General features: G+C 49.9%; 22 protein-coding genes, 2 tRNA genes and 1 riboswitch. Of the genes, 19 read left to right on the forward strand and 5 right to left on the reverse strand.

Translation table 11 applies throughout. The annotated features are described in order from the left end of the window. The first annotated feature begins 71 nt into the window (after nt 1-71). The 11 genes from C7E00_RS16595 (at nt 72) to C7E00_RS02150 (ending at nt 7,780) form a co-directional block, all read left to right on the forward strand. Complete coding sequence (locus C7E00_RS16595; RefSeq protein ID WP_476692366.1) at nt 72-521, forward strand: hypothetical protein; 450 nt, start codon at nt 72-74, stop codon at nt 519-521. Further along, nucleotides 514-1,227 (forward strand): phage tail protein I, encoded by a 714-nt coding sequence (locus tag C7E00_RS02110; protein ID WP_105302710.1) that lies wholly within the window; start codon nt 514-516, stop codon nt 1,225-1,227. The genes C7E00_RS16595 and C7E00_RS02110 overlap by 8 nt, the downstream gene beginning before the upstream one ends. A gap of 18 nt (nt 1,228-1,245) precedes the next feature. Then, nucleotides 1,246-2,016 carry a phage tail-collar fiber domain-containing protein gene (locus C7E00_RS02115; protein ID WP_105302711.1) on the forward strand — a complete coding sequence of 257 codons (771 nt, stop codon included), beginning with the start codon at nt 1,246-1,248 and terminating at the stop codon, nt 2,014-2,016. 8 nt (nt 2,017-2,024) lie between these two features. Then, the gene (locus tag C7E00_RS02120; protein ID WP_105302712.1) at nt 2,025-3,641 is read left to right on the forward strand and encodes a hypothetical protein; all 1,617 of its coding nucleotides are present in this window, start codon (nt 2,025-2,027) and stop codon (nt 3,639-3,641) included. A gap of 436 nt (nt 3,642-4,077) precedes the next feature. Further along, the gene (locus tag C7E00_RS02125) at nt 4,078-5,337 is read left to right on the forward strand and encodes a reverse transcriptase domain-containing protein (protein ID WP_105302713.1); all 1,260 of its coding nucleotides are present in this window, start codon (nt 4,078-4,080) and stop codon (nt 5,335-5,337) included. Further along, complete coding sequence (locus C7E00_RS02130; protein WP_135358133.1) at nt 5,273-5,647, forward strand: hypothetical protein; 375 nt, start codon at nt 5,273-5,275, stop codon at nt 5,645-5,647. The genes C7E00_RS02125 and C7E00_RS02130 overlap by 65 nt, the downstream gene beginning before the upstream one ends. Nucleotides 5,648-5,651: 4 nt before the next feature. Next, entirely contained in the window at nt 5,652-5,807 is a 156-nt protein-coding gene (locus tag C7E00_RS16095; protein WP_167836426.1) for a hypothetical protein, read from the forward strand. Further along, nucleotides 5,807-5,995 (forward strand): hypothetical protein, encoded by a 189-nt coding sequence (locus C7E00_RS02135; protein ID WP_105302715.1) that lies wholly within the window; start codon nt 5,807-5,809, stop codon nt 5,993-5,995. Before C7E00_RS16095 ends, C7E00_RS02135 begins: the two co-directional genes overlap by 1 nt. A gap of 126 nt (nt 5,996-6,121) precedes the next feature. Next, nucleotides 6,122-7,090 carry an N-acetylmuramoyl-L-alanine amidase gene (locus C7E00_RS02140; protein WP_105302716.1) on the forward strand — a complete coding sequence of 323 codons (969 nt, stop codon included), beginning with the start codon at nt 6,122-6,124 and terminating at the stop codon, nt 7,088-7,090. Between the two features lie 34 nt (nt 7,091-7,124). Further along, nucleotides 7,125-7,397 carry a phage holin family protein gene (locus C7E00_RS02145; RefSeq protein WP_135358134.1) on the forward strand — a complete coding sequence of 91 codons (273 nt, stop codon included), beginning with the start codon at nt 7,125-7,127 and terminating at the stop codon, nt 7,395-7,397. After that, nucleotides 7,397-7,780 carry a hypothetical protein gene (locus tag C7E00_RS02150; protein WP_105302718.1) on the forward strand — a complete coding sequence of 128 codons (384 nt, stop codon included), beginning with the start codon at nt 7,397-7,399 and terminating at the stop codon, nt 7,778-7,780. The genes C7E00_RS02145 and C7E00_RS02150 overlap by 1 nt, the downstream gene beginning before the upstream one ends. Nucleotides 7,781-8,026: 246 nt before the next feature. On the opposite strand, the gene C7E00_RS02155 is transcribed toward C7E00_RS02150, so the two are convergent. Continuing rightward, nucleotides 8,027-8,102: transfer RNA gene (locus C7E00_RS02155), tRNA-Val, on the reverse strand. A 94-nt stretch (nt 8,103-8,196) separates the two neighbouring features. Here C7E00_RS02155 and C7E00_RS02160 point away from each other — a divergent pair. The 6 genes from C7E00_RS02160 (at nt 8,197) to C7E00_RS02185 (ending at nt 13,204) form a co-directional block, all read left to right on the forward strand. Further along, on the forward strand, nt 8,197-8,709 hold the full coding sequence (locus C7E00_RS02160; RefSeq protein ID WP_105302719.1) for a hypothetical protein: 513 nt from the start codon (nt 8,197-8,199) through the stop codon (nt 8,707-8,709). A gap of 6 nt (nt 8,710-8,715) precedes the next feature. Then, the gene (locus tag C7E00_RS02165; protein ID WP_105302720.1) at nt 8,716-9,336 is read left to right on the forward strand and encodes a flavodoxin family protein; all 621 of its coding nucleotides are present in this window, start codon (nt 8,716-8,718) and stop codon (nt 9,334-9,336) included. 11 nt (nt 9,337-9,347) lie between these two features. After that, a complete protein-coding gene (locus C7E00_RS02170) occupies nt 9,348-10,118 on the forward strand; it encodes a YdcF family protein (protein ID WP_167836427.1) in 771 nt (256 codons plus the stop codon). Continuing rightward, the gene (locus C7E00_RS02175; protein ID WP_204378539.1) at nt 10,105-11,088 is read left to right on the forward strand and encodes a DUF362 domain-containing protein; all 984 of its coding nucleotides are present in this window, start codon (nt 10,105-10,107) and stop codon (nt 11,086-11,088) included. The genes C7E00_RS02170 and C7E00_RS02175 overlap by 14 nt, the downstream gene beginning before the upstream one ends. 132 nt (nt 11,089-11,220) lie before the next feature. Further along, nucleotides 11,221-12,438 (forward strand): RNA polymerase sigma factor RpoD, encoded by a 1,218-nt coding sequence (gene rpoD / locus C7E00_RS02180; protein ID WP_105302722.1) that lies wholly within the window; start codon nt 11,221-11,223, stop codon nt 12,436-12,438. 259 nt (nt 12,439-12,697) lie between these two features. Then, nucleotides 12,698-13,204 carry a hypothetical protein gene (locus tag C7E00_RS02185; protein ID WP_105302723.1) on the forward strand — a complete coding sequence of 169 codons (507 nt, stop codon included), beginning with the start codon at nt 12,698-12,700 and terminating at the stop codon, nt 13,202-13,204. 239 nt (nt 13,205-13,443) lie between these two features. On the opposite strand, the gene C7E00_RS02190 is transcribed toward C7E00_RS02185, so the two are convergent. The 3 genes from C7E00_RS02190 to C7E00_RS02200 form a co-directional block, all read right to left on the reverse strand. Next, nucleotides 13,444-13,523: transfer RNA gene (locus C7E00_RS02190), tRNA-Leu, on the reverse strand. A gap of 36 nt (nt 13,524-13,559) precedes the next feature. After that, a complete protein-coding gene (locus tag C7E00_RS02195; RefSeq protein WP_105302724.1) occupies nt 13,560-14,315 on the reverse strand; it encodes an esterase family protein in 756 nt (251 codons plus the stop codon). Continuing rightward, nucleotides 14,312-15,622 (reverse strand): ATP-grasp domain-containing protein, encoded by a 1,311-nt coding sequence (locus C7E00_RS02200; RefSeq protein WP_105302725.1) that lies wholly within the window; start codon nt 15,620-15,622, stop codon nt 14,312-14,314. The genes C7E00_RS02195 and C7E00_RS02200 overlap by 4 nt, the downstream gene beginning before the upstream one ends. Before the next feature lie 70 nt (nt 15,623-15,692). Then, nucleotides 15,693-15,792, forward strand: a riboswitch (purine riboswitch). Between the two features lie 78 nt (nt 15,793-15,870). Here C7E00_RS02200 and C7E00_RS02205 point away from each other — a divergent pair. Next, nucleotides 15,871-17,235 carry an NCS2 family permease gene (locus tag C7E00_RS02205; RefSeq protein ID WP_105302726.1) on the forward strand — a complete coding sequence of 455 codons (1,365 nt, stop codon included), beginning with the start codon at nt 15,871-15,873 and terminating at the stop codon, nt 17,233-17,235. A 79-nt stretch (nt 17,236-17,314) separates the two neighbouring features. Here C7E00_RS02205 and rpoE read toward each other — a convergent pair whose 3' ends face one another. After that, nucleotides 17,315-17,671 carry a DNA-directed RNA polymerase subunit delta gene (gene rpoE, locus C7E00_RS02210; RefSeq protein WP_167836428.1) on the reverse strand — a complete coding sequence of 119 codons (357 nt, stop codon included), beginning with the start codon at nt 17,669-17,671 and terminating at the stop codon, nt 17,315-17,317. Nucleotides 17,672-17,990: 319 nt separating this feature from the next. Here rpoE and C7E00_RS02215 point away from each other — a divergent pair, with 319 nt between their 5' ends. Continuing rightward, a complete protein-coding gene (locus C7E00_RS02215) occupies nt 17,991-19,214 on the forward strand; it encodes an FAD-dependent oxidoreductase (protein WP_105302728.1) in 1,224 nt (407 codons plus the stop codon). The last annotated feature ends 2 nt before the right edge of the window (nt 19,215-19,216 follow it).

Consider the following 19,216-nt stretch of genomic DNA (forward strand, 5'->3'; position numbering starts at 1 on the left):
CACCGGATCGGCACTCCACAACTGGCACCGAGGACGCATATAAGTTCTGGATCCGCTCCTTTAATCAGGAGATCACAGACGCGCGCGTTTTCAGCAATGCTCCAGGTGAAGTGGATGTCTGCTTCTTACTGAATGACGAAGTGCCGAGCCAGTCTGTTGTCAAAGCACTGCAGGCTTATCTGGAGGATCCGACCATCAAGCCACTGAATGACAAGATCGTCGTTTCTGCGCCGAAGGAAGTCAGCTATGATGTCTCCTTCACCTACTGGATCAATTCGTCTGACAGAAATACGGCAACGACGATTCAGCAGGAAGTCGAAAAAGCTGTCAATGACTATGCAACGTGGCAGCGGTCCAAGATCGGACGAGATATCAATCCGTCAGAGCTGGTGAAGCGCATCATTCTTGCGGGTGCTAAGCGAGTTGAGCTCAAGGCTCCGGCTTTCACCAAGATCGGGGACACCGACCTTGCAAAGCTCGGATCCAAGACGATCACCTACGGAGGGCTTGAAGATGATTGATATTCATGACGGCGAGCTGAAAGACCTATGGCCGAATGAAAAAAGCCCTGAGTTTCTGGCTCTTAGTTACGCGATCAAGTTACAGATCGCTCACCTTCTCGTTCTCTCAACGAAGGTCGGTGTTTCTTACGATATCGACGATCTGGATGAAGAAGTTCTGGACTACATGGCAGTCGAGTTAAGAGTCATGTACTACGATCAGGCGCTTCCGCTTGACACAAAGCGGACGCTTGTCAAGAACGCACTCTCGTGGAGATCCCATGCCGGGACGACTGGTGCTGTGGCTGAAATGCTGCAGACGATCTTCGGCACTGGTGATGTTGTCGAGTGGTATGAAGGCGGATATAAGCCGAATGAGTTCAGAGTTGTGGTCGATGCTCGTTCTACACCGGAGACAGCGGAACAGATATCCCGCATCATCGCTCGAGTTAAGAACGTCAGGTCTCATCTGATTGCCTTGACCTTCTCCAAGAAGGCACAAGGAAAATTACATATTGGCGCTATGGAAGCGACCAACCGGTTCTACACGGTAAACAACAGCCCACAGTTGAGTTACCGGGAGGACGGGTCTGCATATATCGGCACTGCGGTTGGAAGCATCAAACTACAGACCGTTGCGGAAGGTCGGCATCTCTCGTCCAGAGTGGACGCGGCCGGTCCTCATGCGGGAGGTGCATGTCTTGTTTATAAAAAAATCCAGATATGAAGAAAAGGAGGTTAAAACATGGCACAGTTCAATTCAGTCGTTATGACTAATCGAGGCATTGCTTTGATCACCAAAGCTCTCGCGGGGCAGTGCACGATTGAGTTCACAAAGGTCCAGGCTGGATCCGGGACATGGTCCACTTCTGCTCTGCAGGGCGCCACAGCTCTCAGACAGAATAAACAGGAGTTCGGCGTGTCCAGAGTCAGAAAAGTGAACGACAGCACGATCTCCCTTCTGGGAGTGCTGTCCAATCTTCAACTGACGCATGGATACTACGTCAACGAGTTCGGAATCTTTGCCTGTGAAGCCGGGAAGCAGTCCAGCACAGAGTGCCTGTATGCCATCGTCACGGCTGTCGATGGTCAGGCAGATTACATGCCGCCATACAACTCAGTCAGTCCTCAGCTGATCGAGATTGAAACCTATGTTGCGGTAGCTAATGCTGAGCAGGTAAGCGTGAAGCTCGACACTGGTGCGATTGCATCCGCTGCCGATCTGAATCAGCTGATCAATGACGTCGGTGCAAAGTCCGATCTGAAGACCAGGACGAAGAGCACAATCGTCGGAGCGGTTAATGAGGCTCACGACACAGAAGCAAGTCATTATGCAGCAGTCACGAAGTCCGTGTCCGATCTGTCCGCAAGGCATACAAGCGAACTGAATGCGGCAAAGGAAGCCCATCAGGCGGACGTGGACCGGATCGATGCACAGATCAACGGCTTCAAGTTTTTCGTAAATTCGAGGCGTCGGCTCTGCATCACGCAGAACATTGATGCTCTGGATGAGTAAGGAGGAATATGGCACAGAAAATTAACGGCGTGACTTATGAAGCGCCAAACAGTGCGCAGATGGCTCAGCTTGCCTATCAGGCGGCTCTGCAGAATGTCTACGCAAACGCAGATGAAATGGGACTGAAGTCCAAACTTGAAAAGGAACTGGCTGCTCAGTTCATCGGTGGAAGATCCGGAAAGGTATTCGCAACCAAGATCTGGAAGTATGCAACCAACACGTCCAGTGTTGGAGAGGCAATGCTGGATTCCATCGGACTTGTTGCTAAACCGGCAACGGATACCGAAGCCGGACAGGATGACTTTGCGGAGGAGTCCGAGATCTTCCAGTGGACCAGATGCAATTACACCAGAGATGATGATGGCTTTGCTCGTCCGACTGCAGTGGAAGGAATGCCGGGATTCGCCAAGACCGGAAAAGTTGACATTGGCAACGTGTATGCAACTTTCTGGTACAAAGTGGAAAATCATGGGACATACGATGTCTACTACATGAGCGATGCTCCGCATCCAGAGCTCGGACTTGTCCCTTGGATTGAGGCGATCAAAGCAGATGGCACTGTTCTTCCGTTCTATGTGCATAGTGCCTTCTATAGCATCAGCAATGAGGAAGGTACATCAGGCGATTCAAAGAAGATCCTGCGGTCCCAGTACGGTGTACCGGCTTACAACAACTCGTACAATTCCATGATCACTGAATACCAGAAGAAGGGTGCAGGATACTGGGGATCCGGATCCGAGAGAACACTGTTCGCATTCCTGATGATGGTCATCAAATACAAGACAAAAAACAGCCAGAAGTTCTTCAGAGGCCATGTTGATACATGGAACGCACAGAGCAAGATCGCAGTTGCTGAAGAATCTGCAAAGCGTGTTCTGATTGCTGATCAGAGCAAGTTCTACGTCGGTGCGTGCGTCTCTGTAGGGACATGCCTCGATAATAATAAAGCGGTCACACAGGATAGAAACTATGCAACGGTTCACGATGTAGTGAACAGAGCACAGATCAAGAGCATCGAGAAGGTTGTTGTTTCCGGCACAGAATACACAGCTCTGACTCTGGACGTTCCTGAAGCATTCAATGTCACGGTTGATGATTATGTTTCCATGATGCCGTGCATGAGCGGTGAAACAGACAAGGTTATCGGCCACTTTGACGGCTCTTATCTATCCAACACAGACGGATGCCATACTTTCCGTATTGGCGGCACAGAATACATGAACGGACAGGCTATCATCGACTCGAATGTGGTCATGCAGAGAGACGAGGGTTCCGGCTTATGGCTGCAGTATGTAGCAAAGCGCGGAGTCAAGCATGTCGCTAATGCACACACGGGATACACGTTAGCTGGCGGGATTCCAATTGCAGAAGGTGACTACTGGTCTGGAGATATCTATGTTGATCCGGATACTGGATCCTTCTGCCCTTGCAGCATCGGTGGCGGTGACTCTATCGGCACTGGTGATAGAGTATGGGGTCCACAGTCTGGCAAGGGGGAAGACGGTACACTCAGAGAGAAGTATACTGTCGGCAACCTCGGGATCGGCTCGTACGTCGGTCTCTGCTCTGTCTCCTGCTGGGACGCCCTGTCCAGGCCGCTCTGGGCCTCCGGCTGCTGCGATTGATACCCCTGCTTGTGGGGGTGAATCAGGGGCGCAGCCCCTGAGAGGGGCCCTCCCCTCTCTTGTCTTTCACTACTAAATAATTCAAAAGTTTCAAAATACTGTAACACGGGGTATGGCAGCCATGTCGGCAACCTCAGGAACGGCTCGAACGACGGTCTCTGCAATGTCAACTGCAGGAACGACCTGTCCAGGACGAACTGGAACTACGGCTGCTGCGATTTGCGTGAAAATCCTAACTCGGCAAAGGTAGGCGGTGTGGATGCATCGCCTTTATATAAACAAAGTTTAACGGCTGTCATGCGCGCTCCTTGACCAAGCGCTGCGACTTCATTGTCGTACCTGCGCGGAATGCGCAAAGTGGCTGAGAGCAGGCTGGCCTGGTAGAGTAATCGAACGGTCAGACACAGCAACAATCGCTATTTACTACAGAATCAAAATGAAGAAAAAATGCAAAAACGTTGATATTTCAGACAGAGAATTTATCCGGCGGGCAATTCATGACTGTGAAAAGCACAAGACATTGAAAGAACTGATCACAAGACCGGACGTCAAGCGGCTCGAAGCAGAATGCGGCGGGAGTGAAGAGAAGCTGATCGATATCATTCAAGCGGAGATTCTGAACCGCCACATTGTGGTGGATCCGATTGAGTACGATGTCCGAAAGGACAAGTCGAACGGAAAAACAAGAATCATCGCAGTCGAGTGCATGAAGCAGCAGATCTATGACTACATCGCGTATAACTCACTGGGCGAGCTGGCTCCGTACATCGGATACTATCAGATCGCTTGCAAACCTAAACAGGGACCGGTCTTCGGTGCTGCTGTTATGTTCTCGTGGCTTCAGGAGACTGAAGTCAGGATCGGACGCAATGGTCAGAAGGAACGGGTCTACACCTGCACCAAGATGATCAAAGCTGATCTGCAGCGTGCTTATGCTTCCATCTATCATGCGAACATGATGGGATGGTTAGACCGGCACGTTGCAAACGATGCCATTCTCTGGCTGATCGCAACACTGCTGCAGACGATGGATACCGGGCATCCTTCGCAGAGGTTCATCAATGAGATGGACCGGGATCCGGATCTGAAGACCAGACTGGAGGAATCCATGAAAGGTCTGCCCATCGGTTCTGTCCTGAGTATTCGGCTCTGTGCCTTGTATGTGGCGGATGTTTACCACTCAAACGAGCGGAAGTATATCACAACCAGAAGAGGTAAAAAGCAGAATGCAGTGAAGCACCAGATGTTCAACGTTGACGACATTTATCTTCTCGGCAGCAACGCAAGCCAGTTGGCTCATGCAATACGCGGAGACGCGGCTGAGTTTGAGTCAAAAGGAATGCATCTGCATGATGACTGGCAGATGATCGATCTGAATCCAAGAAACACGGATGCCCACGTCGATGTACTTGGTTACAAGATTTACAGAGACCACATAACAATGAGACACCGGGACTATGTCAAGACAATCCGCGCGATCAATACATTTAACCGCAAGCCGACTGTCAGACATGCCCGGCAGCTCTCTTCTTACAGTGGACTCTTCATTGATCACAGCAACAGCCTGAGATTCTGCAGAAAGTACAACTACTTCAAGATCTCGAAGAAAGCGAGAAAGGTGATTTCACAACATGACAAAAGCATTATTCAGCGAGAAGCAGCCAGAAGTCAGAATGACGCTGGTGGACGGTATTAACCAGTTCCAGATCTGCCTAAACGAAGAAGAAGTGACCACACCGGCTCAGAGCTCCCATACTGAGGACGATACCTCTGAACCGATCACACAGTACCAGTACGACTTCAACGAATTCCGCACCGATGCCCTCACAGAAGAGGAAGTCAAGGCGGATCCAGAGAAGTACCTCGATTACACTCCAATTGCATCCCTCCCGGAGCAGGAACAGCCTGCGTCTATTGATGCAGCGCTCAAGGCTCTGCAGGACGCTCAGGAGGAAACCGCACAGGCTGTGCAGGACATGCTGGCAGCAACAATGATGGAGGAATGATCAGATGTACACATTCATGGCGATCAGAATTCACCAGGGAAAGCTGACCTGGGATGAGGTAGCAACATTCAAGCCGGAGGCTCAGGAAGCCATCAAGGCGGCATATAAAAAGAAATACCCGGATGAGAAGATTCCGGGCGATGAAGAGGACACCGAATAATGACGTCGGTGACAACTCTCAGCTTTGCAGAAGTTCGGGCAATTCTCAGCACCTTCTTTGATCTCCCGGAGGATGCCTTCAAAGGCACGAACGGATACGGATTCAATGTATCCGCATCGCAGGACTATCTTGAGGAGAAACTGAAGGAGAACACTAAGAAGCTCGCATCAACAAAGGCGGATCAATAGTCCGCCTTTTTCGTACCAGTAAAGAGGAGAAAACTATATGGCAAACGAAAACACAACAATTGAACCACTCGAAAACGATGGCAAGGGAACTGATACACCGGCTGAACTTGAGAAAGGAGAACAGAAATGAGTAACTCTTCACTAGTAGTTTATCGTGACATGACTTCCGGCCACTGGAATGACCGTGCTGGCAACAAGATCAGCCGCATTGTCATCCATCACCAGGCTGGCAATCTCAGCCTGCAAACACTTGGCAATGTCTTCAAAAACAGGCAGGCATCTGCTCATTATGGCATCGACAGCAATGGCCGGATCGGTCAGTATGTCGATGAGGCTTACAGAGCGTGGACCACATCCGGCTGGGAACCTGACAGAAACACTGTCACCATCGAGGTTGCCAACTCTCAGGCGGGCGGCAATTGGCCGATCAGCGACGCAGCAATGTCATCCCTGATCAAGCTGTGCGCAGACATCTGCAAGAGAAACGGCATCAGCCGCCTGTACTACAACGGAAAGAACGGCACACTGCTGAGACATTGCGACTACTCTGCAACATCGTGCCCTGGTCCTTACATCAAGGAGCACACCAACTACATCTGTGATCAGGTGAATGCTTTGCTTGGTACTGGCTCTGCAGCAAGCACTCAGCCTAATGCGGCAACTGGCAGCATTGATGATCTGGCTAAGCGTACCATTGCCGGAGAGTTTGGAAACGGTGATCAGCGCAGGGCGGCTCTTGGTGCAAACTATGATGCTGTCCAGGCTCGTGTCAATGAGATCCTTGGCGGCGGTTCATCCAGTCAGCCTGCAGTGTTTGACGTGGATGCAGCGGCAAGAGATGTCATCGCTGGCAAATATGGCAATGGTGATCAGAGACGCACAGCACTCGGCAGCCATTACGATGAAGTACAGGCCAGAGTGAATCAGATGCTTGGTGCTGCTGCCAGCACATCTGTGAATATCGATGCAGAGGCACGCAAGGTCATCAGAGGAGACTACGGCAATGGTGGAGAACGCAGAAATGCACTTGTGGCCAAGTTTGGAGCTAATGTGGCCAACCAGATTCAGACACGGGTCAACGATCTGCTGAGATGACAACTTGGAGAATGACAGTTTTCAGGAGGGATTTATGAATTGGAGTAATTACATGCTGCCCATGGTGGCAGTTGCAGTGTACATCATCTGCGCTATTATCAAGCCACTTATGGGTGACAAGTCAAAGTATCTGCCGCTTGTAGCGGCAGGCTGTGGCATCATCTTTGCATTCTGGATGCAGGGCTCTGTCAGCTTTTCCACGTTTGTGGCCGGTCTGGTATCCGGTTTCGGTGCCACAGGCATTGATCAGGCTATCAGCATTCCCATGAGCAAAAATACTGAAGTAGAAAGTGATGCAAAGCAGTGATGGATCCAACCACAATAAGAACGGTCAATGAGTTCTTTTCATTGGCAGGACGCATCATCTTGTATTGCGGTGGCATCGCTGGAGCATTGGCGGGCATCTGGGCATTGATAGGCAAGATTAAGTCAAAAGGCTGGAGAGCGGCTACTGATGTCAGGATTGCCAACCTTGAGGACTACTCCCGCAAAGACAATGAGAGGCTGAAAAAGTTGGAAGCCGAAAATATCGACAAGGCCGAGGAGTTCGCAGACTTCCACGAAATAATGAGGCTGAACCTTAACGCAAGCCAGCAGCTTCTCAAGTCCAATCTTGAGGGCGGCAACAACAAGGCCGGCATGCAGAAGGCCAGCGATGAGATTCAAGAGTATTTAAGATCGAAAGTATAAGAACGGCCGGGGCAGAGATGCTCCGGCTTTTTATGTTGTAATTCCTTCAGAAATGCCCGGATTCCGATCAAATTTAAGCCACATGCAACGATTATAGGCATGGATGGAGAAATACCCACAAAATAAAAGAACACGCTCAGACGGCTCAAAAACGGCCTTCTGCGGCGTGCTCTTTTTTAGTACGTGCAGACGAACGCGGCAACTGAATCAGTGATCAGAATTGCAGTGTTCGTTTTATGTACAATATGGTGAGCGCTAAGGGACTCGAACCCATGACCCCTTCCACGTCAAGGAAGTGCTCTCCCAACTGAGCTAAGCACTCATCTCAAGGATGCCTGTTTATATTACCACAAGGTCCAAGAAATGGGAATAGATTTTTCACAGGCTCCGGGCGGTGAAATATAATAGAGTCACTTATGAGAAGAGATGCACTGCCATTCCTGAATCAGTCGCTGTTCATGAAACTCGGGAAGATCAGACTAAGTGATGGAACCCTATTAGATGGAGAAGATACGATTCTTGCGTTCGAGAAGTGCTGCAGGGAAAAAGGATCTGCCTGGATGGGAATTGATTCTCTGCATCATGGCATGCAGGAAAAGCGTGCTGCCGGGTTTCAGAGATCCCTTGAAGAGAAGCAGAAGATCAGAGTATACTTTGCCATTCATAACAGTCATTATGACAATGAGATTGCCTATGAAGCGGTTCTGGAGAAACTGGTCAATATGAAAGAACCTGTGCCGTGTCCGGAGCCGGAACTGAGACCGGAGATCTTCCAGGATGATGGGAATTCCTGTCTCTGGCTGAAGCTGAAGGACATCAGACTGAGTAAGGAAAAGGCAGAGCACTTCATGATTGCAAGCACAGGCAGAAATCTGAAGTGGATCATTTGCAATTCCAGGTTCTTTTTTGGATACATTATGGAGGAGTGAAGGAATATGAAAGTACTGCTAGTCAATGGAAGCCCGCATCCGCATGGATGCACGGATGTTGCATTGTCAGAAGTTGCAATGCAGTTAGGAAAACATGGCATTGAGACGGAAATGCTGTGGCTTGGCAATGAAGCAATTCATGGCTGCATTGCCTGCGGCAAGTGCAGGAAGGCTGGAAAGTGCATCTTTGATGATGCAGTGAATCGGGTTGCTGCAAAGGCTGAGGAATATGATGGAATCGTAGTGGGAAGCCCGGTATATTACGGCGGCCCGGATTCGCAGATCTGCGCCTTCCTGGATCGGCTGTTCTACAGCGCCGGAAAGAAGTTCGTGCGCAAGCCTGCGGCTGCGATTGTCTCCTGCCGCAGAGGCGGAGCGACAGCTTCGTTCGAACGATTGAATAAATACTTTGAAATGTCGAATATGCCACTGGTGACTTCACAGTACTGGAACCAGATTCATGGCAATAATGCTGAAGAAGCAAAACAGGATGCTGAAGGGCTGCAGACGATGCGGACGCTGGCCGAGAATATGGCATGGCTGCTGAAGTGTATTGAGGCAGGAAAGAAGGCTGGAGTGGAAGAACCTGTCTATGAACCATTCCATGCGACGAATTTCATCCGGTGATGGTTCTTCTGGTGATTGGTATTCTGATGGGGATTTACGGAACCGTGATCCTGATCGGAGAAAAGGGAAACCGGTTCAGTATTGCCTGGTATCTGACCGGAGGATTCTTCTTTGTTAGTTCTGTGCTTCTGAAGCATGGAGTGCTTCGGGGAGGATTGCTTGCGGTGTGGATTGCTGCGGTATGTGCGTATACGGCAATGCTCGCAGTGAACTGCATGCATATTCTTCATGCATGTATGAGCGATCCGGATGAGAACTGCCGGGAATTGCTTGTGCTCGGTGCCAGAGTGATGCCGCATGGCGGGCCTTCGAATGCGCTTCGATACCGGTGCCGGAGTGCTGCTGATTATCTGAAGGAACATTCTGACTGCGGCTGCATTGTCTCCGGAGGAAAAGGAGCTGATGAACCTTGCTCCGAAGCAGAATGCATGCAAAGAGTGCTGATGGAGATGGGGATTGACCGCAACCGAATCCGTCTGGAAGACAAGTCCCGCAGCACGATTGAGAATCTCAGATATTCAAAGCAGATGCTGGATAGTCCGGATGAATCAATTGCAGTCGTGACAAGCAGCTATCATCTGTATCGGAGTCTTCGAATTGCGAGAAGGATGGGTATGAAGAATGTATCCGGCATCGGTGCGAAGACGAAGGTGCTCTATCTGCCTTCGGCACTGTATCGGGAATGCCTTTCGATTGCGATGGATTCGGTCATAGAAAAGTTCAGAAGATGGAAAATGAGTTATACTTATGCACATCGAGGAGGATCAGATGATGATGCGTGATGGCAGCTATTATGTTCCTTATGAGGAACGCACAGGAAATGAGTCCATTGTTTACTTTACCCGCGATCTTTCTGCAGCGGGAATGATGAAGGTCTATGACAAAGTGAAGGAAGGAATCTCCGGCAAGATCGGAGTCAAGCTTCATACGGGTGAGAAACATGGACCGAATATCATTCCGCATGGATGGGTAAAGGAATTCATGGAAAAGGAATGCCCGGATGCCAGCATCGTGGAAACGAATACCTTCTATGAAGGCGATCGCTATACGACAGAACAGCATCGTGAGACGCTGAAGGTCAATGGCTGGACGTTCTGCCCGGTTGACATCATGGATGAAGATGGTACGGTGGATCTTCCGGTGAAGGGCGGCAAGTGGTTTGATCATATGACGCATGGAAGTCATATGGTGAACTATGATTCTCTGATCATCCTGACGCATTTCAAGGGCCATGTGATGGGCGGCTTCGGCGGTTCCAACAAGAACATCGGCATCGGCTGTGCGGATGGCAGAATCGGCAAGGGCATGATTCATGCGAAGAATGGTGATCAGTGGGGCGTCAATCAGGAAGAGCTGATGGAGAAGATCACGGAGTCCACCAAGGCTACCATTGATTATTTCGGCAAGCATATCACGTATGTGAATGTGATGAGAAATATGTCGGTGTCCTGTGACTGCGAGGGTGTGCAGGCTGCTCCGGTTGTGACTCCGAATGTCGGCATTCTGGCTTCCGCAGATATTCTGGCTGCAGATCAGGCTTCGGTGGATCTGGTTCATGCCATGAAGGAAAGCGATCGTCATGACCTCTGGGAGCGCATGTCTACGCGTCACGGATTCCGTCAGCTTACTTATATGAAGGAACTCGGCATGGGCAATGATCGTTATGTGCTCATTGATCTGGATCATGACGGAGAACGGATCACACCGGAATTCGCTGTGAAGGATGTTGTTCCGTTCAAGCTGATCGGCTAAGCTGAAATGCGATTGTGAAGCGAGGAAAGCGGATCCCTGCGGATCTGCTTTTTTCACGAAAAAAGTCTTCTCAATCGGGAGAAAAACATTTAATATGTCAGATGCAATAAATATAGGAGAGTGTTCTGAGGAATGGCTTCAAGCAAGACGAAAAAGACGAAACCGGAAGTAAATCCGATTATCAATATCTACCGGGATCCGAAGAAAAAGGAACTGAAGAGCCTGGACGAACTCAAGGAAGAGATTCGTGCAGTCTATCAGAAGAATGGCGAGCTGCAGCAGAAAGACATCACCGAAGCAATCACGGCGATGAAGCTGAACGATGAAGACACGGATCAGCTCTGGAACTGGCTCAATGAAGAAAACCTGATCGGAAGTTCTGAAGAAGACCTTGAAGAAGCAGAAGAGGTCATGGAAGAAGACGCTGCTTATGAGGACGATGAAGACAGCGACGATGAGGACAAAGGAGACGAAGAAACGGAATCCGTTCCGGACTTCAATGGCCTCGAGAATGTACGTTCCAGCGATCCGGTTCGCAGCTATCTGAAGCAGATCGGCCAGATTCCGCTGTTAACTGCAGAGCAGGAACTGGATGTCGCGCATCGCATGAAGCAGGGTGATGAAGAAGCGAAGCAGCTGCTTGTTTCTTCGAACCTGCGTCTTGTAGTTTCGATTGCCAAGAAATATGTCGGCCGAGGCATGCAGTTTCTGGATCTGATCCAGGAAGGCAATATCGGTCTGATGAAGGCTGCTGATAAGTTTGATCCGGATAAGGGATTCAAGTTCAGCACCTATGCAACATGGTGGATCCGCCAGGCGATTTCCCGTGCGATTGCTGACCAGGCAAGAACGATTCGCCTGCCGGTTCATCTGGTTGAGGCAAATGGCAAGGTCGTGCGCATGCAGCGTCAGCTGGTGCAGGAGCTCGGCAGAGATCCGACGCCGGAAGAGATTGCCGCAAGACTGAAGGATATCACTCCGGAAAAGGTCAAGGAACTTCAGCTGGTTACGATGGATCCTGTTTCCATGGAAACACCGGTCGGTGATGAGAGTGATGCGCACCTGGGCGATTTCATTGAAGACAAGACCGGACAGCGTCCGGAAGACTTCGCAGAAGGTCAGCTTCTGAAGGAAGAGATCAACCGGGTTCTCAGCGAACTGACAGAACGTGAAGAGCAGGTCATCCGCTTGCGGTTCGGACTGGATGGTTCCCGTCCGATGACTCTCGAAGAAGTGGGCAGAGAGTTCGGTGTGACGCGTGAGCGGGTACGCCAGATCGAGGCAAAGGCACTCCGGAAGCTTTCTCATCCGGTACGTTCCAGAAGACTCAAGGATTTCATGACAGATTGACAGCGGGAATTCCCGCTGCTTTTTCTGCCTCGGGAATTCTTTTTCACATAATTTCACACGGTTCTGACAATGATCTGCGGTGATTTTTGGCTATATTATCAGTGCAAGTAAAAGGAAGAGCTTGCGCGGAGATATGCTGCTGGAATCCCCCTTTCACCAGCAACGTGTCTGAAAACAGAAAGTCCGGAACTGTGAGCCGGACTTTTTTATGAAGGCTGATGTAATTTAGGAACAAGCACTTTATAATAATTCAGGTTATATGAAGAAAGAAGAACTGATTCCTTATCTGCAGAGCTTTGTGACCCTTGTCACGGAAGATGGTTCCCGCCATTCGGGTTATTTTTCCAACCCTGAAGAAGTGAAGAACGCATCCGATGACTCTTTTTCCGTTGCCTTGCTCAATGGCTTCTTCTCCCAGAATATCCGGGCTTCTGAGATTGCTGCGGTGGAGATTCCTTCCCGGCAGGAAACGGTATCAATTCCGGTCGTGGACCTGAAGAAGGGATATGAAACGGAAGCACTTCTGAAACCAGAAGATTTCCGGAATTACCATGGCCCGATTGACCAGGAACTGACAGATCTGTATCTGGAATACATTGAACGTTTCCATAAGCGCCCGGATGAGCGAGCTGATCTTGATTTCGATCTGATGAATCTGGATGAGTTCAAGGACTGCATCAGAAAATGCCTGAATCAGAACGAGCCGGTCAATGTCGTGATGAACTCGTTCATGCAGGCATTCTACCGGGCATTCCATAAAGAATGACGATATCTTCTATTGCTGGATCACTTATGCACAGCTGGACAAGCTGTGCTTTTCTATGTCGGGCACATGACATTCTGCGCTTTTTACTTGATTCACTTGAGATAATTCCGATGAGAACAAAAGAAAAAGGCTTAAATAAGCCATATTCTTATTTGATTGTCATTTGATCCTTATTTGATTCTGCATCAGAATAGCTGGCAGTCAGAAAAACGGAGAGACCGAAATCTCTCCGTTTTCAGTGCGCCTAACAGGACTTGAACCTGCACGGTTTCCCAAAGGATCCTAAATCCTTCGCGTCTGCCAGTTCCGCCATAGGCGCGTGCCTATAGTTTAACACAACCAGCAGACAGATTGTTCAGCATACGAAGTTCAGATAATACGGAAGCTGCTTACGCCACCATGGCCAGTCATGGGCAACATCCGGTCCCCAGAAATCAACCCATGCAGGAATATTCTTATACTCGAACAGTTCCTTCATGCGGGCACTGTCTTCCTGCATCGGATGTTCCCAGGCTCCTCTGCCGCAGCAGAGGATGATATCGCGGTGACGGTACATCTCCACATAAGGGTGGTCATATGGCATCCCGTTGATATAATCCACTGGGGAATTCGCATAGACCAGATCATCGAAGTAATCCGGGAAGAACAGCCTTGCATTGTAAGCACCCGATAAAGCGATGCACCCGGAGAAGAGATCCGGTCTTCTGAGCAGAAAGTTCAGCGCATGCGTGCCGCCCATCGAGCATCCGGTAGTGAGAATGCCTGATGGCTGTCTGCCGTTATTTGCAGCAGTGCTGATCTCGCGGATGCGCGGAACAAGTTCTTCGGTGATATACCGCACATAGGCTTCCTGAGACTCAATGCGGGCCCGGTTGTCCCAGCTCTTGCTGGACCAGCTGTTCTGATCATTGGAGTCGCAGCAGAACATCTGGATTCTTCCGGCATCGATATACGGAGCGGCTGCTTCAATCATTCCCTGATTCTCATAATCGAAGAATCTGCCATCCTGGCTCGGAAATACCAGGACGGGCTTCCCGGCATGGCCGTATACCTTGTACTCCATATCTCTTCCGAGGTTATTGCTGTATTCCTTGAAATATTCTGTCTTCATTCCGTCTTTCCGCTTTTCCCTGCAGCCTTTTTCCGTTTCGTGCTGGCCTTTTCTGCTTCCTGTTCGCTGACTTTCTCAGCCAGCTCATTTGCCGCTTCGTCCGGAGAGACTACATTGCCTTTGCGGAGAAATACGTACTTGGCAAATTCATTGACTTCTTCCATCGTGCGGAAACGCGCAATATAGGCATCATCACCCATTGCAGATCCGAGGATCCCCGGCATGCGTTCATGCATGCAGATAGCCTGCCCGTACTGGCGGTAGACCGCAGCACTGTCATGCTCATAGGCAACCGAATCTCTCAGACCGCAATATACGCAGTAATACGGCCGATCGGTCTTGTAGAGACCTTCATTGAACATTGCCATGTTGGCATAGATCCGGTAGACATTGATGTCATTGGCAAAGTCCATCATGTCCGGCGTATATCCTCCCGGCGGCCTCATGTTAACTTCCAGGCCGACGAGACTGCCTTTCTTTCCGAGTCCCGGCTTGTCTTCCGTGAGCCGGAAATATTCGGTATGAAAGAATCTTCCTCTGATTCCGAAGGCATGGATGACAGCAGTTCCCATCTGATCCAGATCTTCCGGAATGTCTCTCACACTATAGTAGAAACATTCTCCCTTTGTATTCACAATATCCATGATGGCAACCGGGAATACATGGCTGGTCTTGAAGATGATCTGATTGTTCTGATCGGCGATGCCGTCAAAACTCACGATATAGCCAGGAACATATTCTTCCATGATGTACTGGCAGTGCAGATTCTGATGATAGAAGTCTTCCAGCTCCTGATCATTTGAAATCTTCCAGGTCGCATTGGCACCGACGCCGTCGTCCGGCTTCACGATGACCGGATAGCCGACCTGCTGCACGAACTTCTGGCCTTCCTGGATCGTCGTGACCAGATGCCAGCGGGCCGTAGGAACGCCAGCCTTCTCATAGAATGCCTTCATATTGGACTTGGTCTTGAACCGCATCACGGAATCGGATTTGTCACCAGTCGTGATATTGAAGTCTGTCCGGAGTCTAGCGTCCTGCTCCAGCCAGAATTCGTTGTTGGACTCCAGCCAGTCGATCTTGCCGTGTTTATGTGCAAACCATGCCACTGCCCGGTACATCTGGTCATAATCCTTCATTGAACTGACCTGGTAATATTCATCCATCGATTCCTTCAGTTCTTCTGAAAGAGAGTCATAGGGGTCTTCTCCGATGCATAAGGAAGTGCCGCCTATCTGTTTCCAGGCCTTCGGAAACTGATAGTAGGTTCTCGGAAAATTCGGAGAAATAAATACGAAGTTTTTCATATCGGCCTCCTGTACGGCAAATTTTAGCACAAATATGAACACCCGACCGATTTTCTGTCAGACATGCTATAATACCCGGGTATCCACATATCGTATATGCTTTCGGATTGGCGGAAGTGTCTCTACCCTGCAGCCATAACTGCGGGACTACGATTGATATAGAGACTATTCTGCACTCTTCAGGGGATAGGAAGAATGCAGACCGTTTTTCCTCGTTTCTGATATGTGGGCAGAAAGGGGATTTTTTCATGTTTGAAAAGGTATTTAAGCTTAGCGAGAACCACACCAATGTGAAGACTGAACTGACCGCCGGTATCACGACCTTCATGACGATGGTCTACATCCTGGCTGTCAACCCAAGCATTCTGAGTGCTTCCGGAATGGATGCCGGATCCGTGCTCACCGCAACGGCAGTCGCATCAGCAATTGCCTGCTTCGCCATGGCGGCATTTTCCAACAAGCCATTCGCGCTTTCCGCCGGGCTTGGCTTGAATGCTTACTTTGCCTACACGGTCTGCGGGGCAATGGGCTATTCCTGGCAGGTAGCCCTGACGGCAGTTCTCGTGGAAGGCATCATCTTCATCCTGATGTCTCTGGCAGACGTCCGCGAGAAGATTTTCGATGCCATCCCATTCTCTCTGAAGACTGCTGTATCCGTCGGCATCGGCTTATTCATCTGCTTCATCGGTCTGCAGAATGCCGGCATCATCGTGGATTCCTCCACGCTCGTCAGCTTGTTCTCCTTCAAGACTTCTATTGAAACCGGAACCTTCACCACTGCCGGCATCACCGTCATTCTGGCTATGATCGGCGTCGTGATTACAGCATTGCTGCTGATCAAGGGCAAGAAAGGCTATATGCTGTATGGCATTCTGATTACCTGGGTACTTGGAATCCTGTGCGAACTTACCGGTCTCTATCATCCGGATGGAGTTTCCTACTTCTCTGTCATCCCGACTGCGATTTTCTCTGCTCCGGCTTCCATGTCCAGCACGTTCATGAAGTTTGACTTCGGCTTCATCGGCAGCCATTTCCTGGACTTCCTCGCTGTTGTGATTGCCTTCCTGTTCGTCGATGTCTTCGATACTATCGGAACCGTAATCGGCTGTGCTTCCAAGGCAGACATGCTCGACAAGGATGGCAAGCTCCCGGAAATCAAGGGCGTCCTGCTCGCTGATGCCGTCGGTACCGTTGCTGGTGCATGCTGCGGAACTTCTACGATCACAACCTTTGTGGAATCTTCTTCCGGCATCACCGAAGGCGGCAGAACCGGTCTGACCAGCTGCACGGTCGGCGTTCTGTTCCTTGCGTCGCTCTTCCTGACTCCGCTCTTCCTCACCATTCCGAGCTTTGCAACAGCACCGGCACTCATCGTCGTCGGCTTCCTGATGGTTCAGCAGGTCACGAAGATCAACTGGTCTGATTTGACGGATGCCATTCCGTGCTTTATCTGCATGACCATGATGGCATTCTCCTATTCCATCTCTGATGGCATCGCATTCGGAATCATCAGCTGCGCAGTCATTCATCTCCTGACTGGCAAGGGCAAGGATCTGTCACCGCTGATGTATGTGCTGGCAGTGCTCTTCGTTCTGAAGTATCTGCTGATCTGACGGAACCGATACAGAATATTGCATGCAGGCAGGTGGAAACACCTGCCTTTCGAATATAAAAAAGACTGCATAGCGCAGCCTAGTATTCAATCCTCTCCCCCGGAACATCGAGCTCATTTTCTTTTTCGTCTTCGTCAGAATCCTCGAGGCTCATATCATCATCGTCATCATCATTGTCATCTTCGAAATCGAGATTATGCTGGGTGTCTTCGAACTTCACTCGATTCTTGAGGTCCCAGACGTTGCCTGGAAGGGAAACAAAACGGCTGTCATCATTCAGTTCTCCGTAAAGCTTGCGCTTCTTGACCTTCTTCATGGATTCAGGAATTCCCGCAGCTTCCGCGGCAGCTTCGAACAGATCATTGAAGGCGGCAGACTTTCCGGCGGCAGACAGAATATCGAACGCATAGTCCGTCAGGGTTTTCTTCGTGCTCATGTATCTGTACAGTATCCTCCTTAGTTCACAGCGACGTAAAATATAGCGCCGAACATGTATGGAGTCAAGCATTAATTTCCGCGCATTTATGCACAATATTCCGTGATTGTTAACGTCTGGATGGAATGGGAAATCGGAACTGTCTTTTCCATGTGCACGAACATGGATTCTGCTGAGATGAGTTTCAGTATTTGCTGCGGTACACCTTCAGACAGGAATGCATCACATTCTGTTCAGAGCTGGTATATTTCTGCCAGGCAAGACCTTCTGAAGAAGAGCACATGTATTATAATGTTCCCTGCAGAAGGGAGAACATATCATGAAGAATCAGGAAGCGATGAGATGTCTGCTCTGCCCGAAACCAAGATGTTCGGATGCTTGTCCCATTCATACCCCGGTTCCTGAGTGCATGAGATATTATCGGGAGGACAAGCTGGAAGAAGCAGGCAGAGTGCTGTTTCAGAATAACCCGATGACTGCAGTTACTTCTCAGGTATGTGACTGGAAGAAGTTCTGCTATGGTCATTGTGTGCTCAATGCAAGAAATGTCCCTGTCCGCTGGTATGAAATCGAGCAGGAAATCAGCGAAGCATATCTGCTGAACAATCATGAAAAAAAGCCCGAGCAGAATGGGAAGAATGCTGCCGTGATCGGGGCAGGTCCTGCCGGAATGACGGCTGCGATTCTGCTTGCTCAGAAGGGATATGCGATTGACCTGTATGATGATAATGAACGCCCAGGAGGGGTCTTGCGCTATGGTATTCCGCCATTCCGGCTTGATCGGAAGTATTCGGATGCCTATGAGCGCATTCTGAAGGAACTTGGAGTCGTGTTCCATCCGAACGTGAAGATCGGCTCGGAAGTGACGGTCAGCAGTCTTGCTGAGAATCATGATGCAGTGCTCGTGGCAAGCGGCGCCGTGAAACCGAGAGCCCTGAGAATTCCGGGAGAGGATCTTCCGCATGTGATGCATGCAATCGGCTGGCTCAAGGATCCGAAGCCGGAAGATCTCGGAGAGCACGTCATTGTCATCGGCGGCGGCAATGTCGCCATGGATGCATGCCGGACTGCAAAGCGTTTCGGAAAAGACACCTGGGTCTATTACCGCAAGACGTTTGCCAACATGCCTGCGAATCCTCTTGAAGTAGAAGAGGCAAAGAACGAAGGGGTTCAGTTTGCAGTATTTGAAGCACCGGTTGAAGTGAGAGATCATTCTGTCATTTTCCGCAAGTGCGAGAATGTCACCGATGAGAACGGCAAAGTCGTGACGAAGATCCTGCCGGATACCGATCATGAGGTTCCGTGTGATACGCTGCTGGTCGCTGCAGGTGAAACGATCGATCTTTCCGTATTCGGAGACACGCTTCCGGAACTGAATGAATGGCATTACCTGAAGACTGACGACGACGGAAAGACCAGCCTGGATAAGGTATGGACTGCCGGTGATCTGAGACTTGGTGCTAAAACAGTAGTAGAAGCAGCTGCCACAGCTAAGAAGAGTGCTATGGCAATTGATTCTGCTTTAATGGGAAAGAAGGAATAAAA

The organism is Anaerolactibacter massiliensis, assembly GCF_900290205.1.
In the GTDB taxonomy this organism is placed as follows: Bacteria; Bacillota_I; Bacilli_A; order Erysipelotrichales; family Erysipelotrichaceae; genus Bulleidia; species Bulleidia intestinalis.

What these genes read in the sequence shown, in the direction of transcription:
- C7E00_RS02110 (WP_105302710.1), top strand. Translation starts at nt 514, where the DNA reads ATGATTGATATTCATGACGGCGAGCTGAAAGACCTATGGCCGAATGAA.
- C7E00_RS02115 (WP_105302711.1), top strand. Translation starts at nt 1,246, where the DNA reads ATGGCACAGTTCAATTCAGTCGTTATGACTAATCGAGGCATTGCTTTG.
- C7E00_RS02120 (WP_105302712.1), top strand. Translation starts at nt 2,025, where the DNA reads ATGGCACAGAAAATTAACGGCGTGACTTATGAAGCGCCAAACAGTGCG.
- C7E00_RS02125 (WP_105302713.1), top strand. Translation starts at nt 4,078, where the DNA reads ATGAAGAAAAAATGCAAAAACGTTGATATTTCAGACAGAGAATTTATC.
- C7E00_RS02130 (WP_135358133.1), top strand. Translation starts at nt 5,273, where the DNA reads ATGACAAAAGCATTATTCAGCGAGAAGCAGCCAGAAGTCAGAATGACG.
- C7E00_RS16095 (WP_167836426.1), top strand. Translation starts at nt 5,652, where the DNA reads ATGTACACATTCATGGCGATCAGAATTCACCAGGGAAAGCTGACCTGG.
- C7E00_RS02135 (WP_105302715.1), top strand. Translation starts at nt 5,807, where the DNA reads ATGACGTCGGTGACAACTCTCAGCTTTGCAGAAGTTCGGGCAATTCTC.
- C7E00_RS02140 (WP_105302716.1), top strand. Translation starts at nt 6,122, where the DNA reads ATGAGTAACTCTTCACTAGTAGTTTATCGTGACATGACTTCCGGCCAC.
- C7E00_RS02145 (WP_135358134.1), top strand. Translation starts at nt 7,125, where the DNA reads ATGAATTGGAGTAATTACATGCTGCCCATGGTGGCAGTTGCAGTGTAC.
- C7E00_RS02150 (WP_105302718.1), top strand. Translation starts at nt 7,397, where the DNA reads ATGGATCCAACCACAATAAGAACGGTCAATGAGTTCTTTTCATTGGCA.
- C7E00_RS02160 (WP_105302719.1), top strand. Translation starts at nt 8,197, where the DNA reads ATGAGAAGAGATGCACTGCCATTCCTGAATCAGTCGCTGTTCATGAAA.
- C7E00_RS02165 (WP_105302720.1), top strand. Translation starts at nt 8,716, where the DNA reads ATGAAAGTACTGCTAGTCAATGGAAGCCCGCATCCGCATGGATGCACG.
- C7E00_RS02175 (WP_204378539.1), top strand. Translation starts at nt 10,105, where the DNA reads ATGATGATGCGTGATGGCAGCTATTATGTTCCTTATGAGGAACGCACA.
- rpoD (WP_105302722.1), top strand. Translation starts at nt 11,221, where the DNA reads ATGGCTTCAAGCAAGACGAAAAAGACGAAACCGGAAGTAAATCCGATT.
- C7E00_RS02185 (WP_105302723.1), top strand. Translation starts at nt 12,698, where the DNA reads ATGAAGAAAGAAGAACTGATTCCTTATCTGCAGAGCTTTGTGACCCTT.
- C7E00_RS02195 (WP_105302724.1), bottom strand. Translation starts at nt 14,315, where the DNA reads ATGAAGACAGAATATTTCAAGGAATACAGCAATAACCTCGGAAGAGAT.
- C7E00_RS02200 (WP_105302725.1), bottom strand. Translation starts at nt 15,622, where the DNA reads ATGAAAAACTTCGTATTTATTTCTCCGAATTTTCCGAGAACCTACTAT.
- C7E00_RS02205 (WP_105302726.1), top strand. Translation starts at nt 15,871, where the DNA reads ATGTTTGAAAAGGTATTTAAGCTTAGCGAGAACCACACCAATGTGAAG.
- rpoE (WP_167836428.1), bottom strand. Translation starts at nt 17,671, where the DNA reads ATGAGCACGAAGAAAACCCTGACGGACTATGCGTTCGATATTCTGTCT.
- C7E00_RS02215 (WP_105302728.1), top strand. Translation starts at nt 17,991, where the DNA reads ATGAAGAATCAGGAAGCGATGAGATGTCTGCTCTGCCCGAAACCAAGA.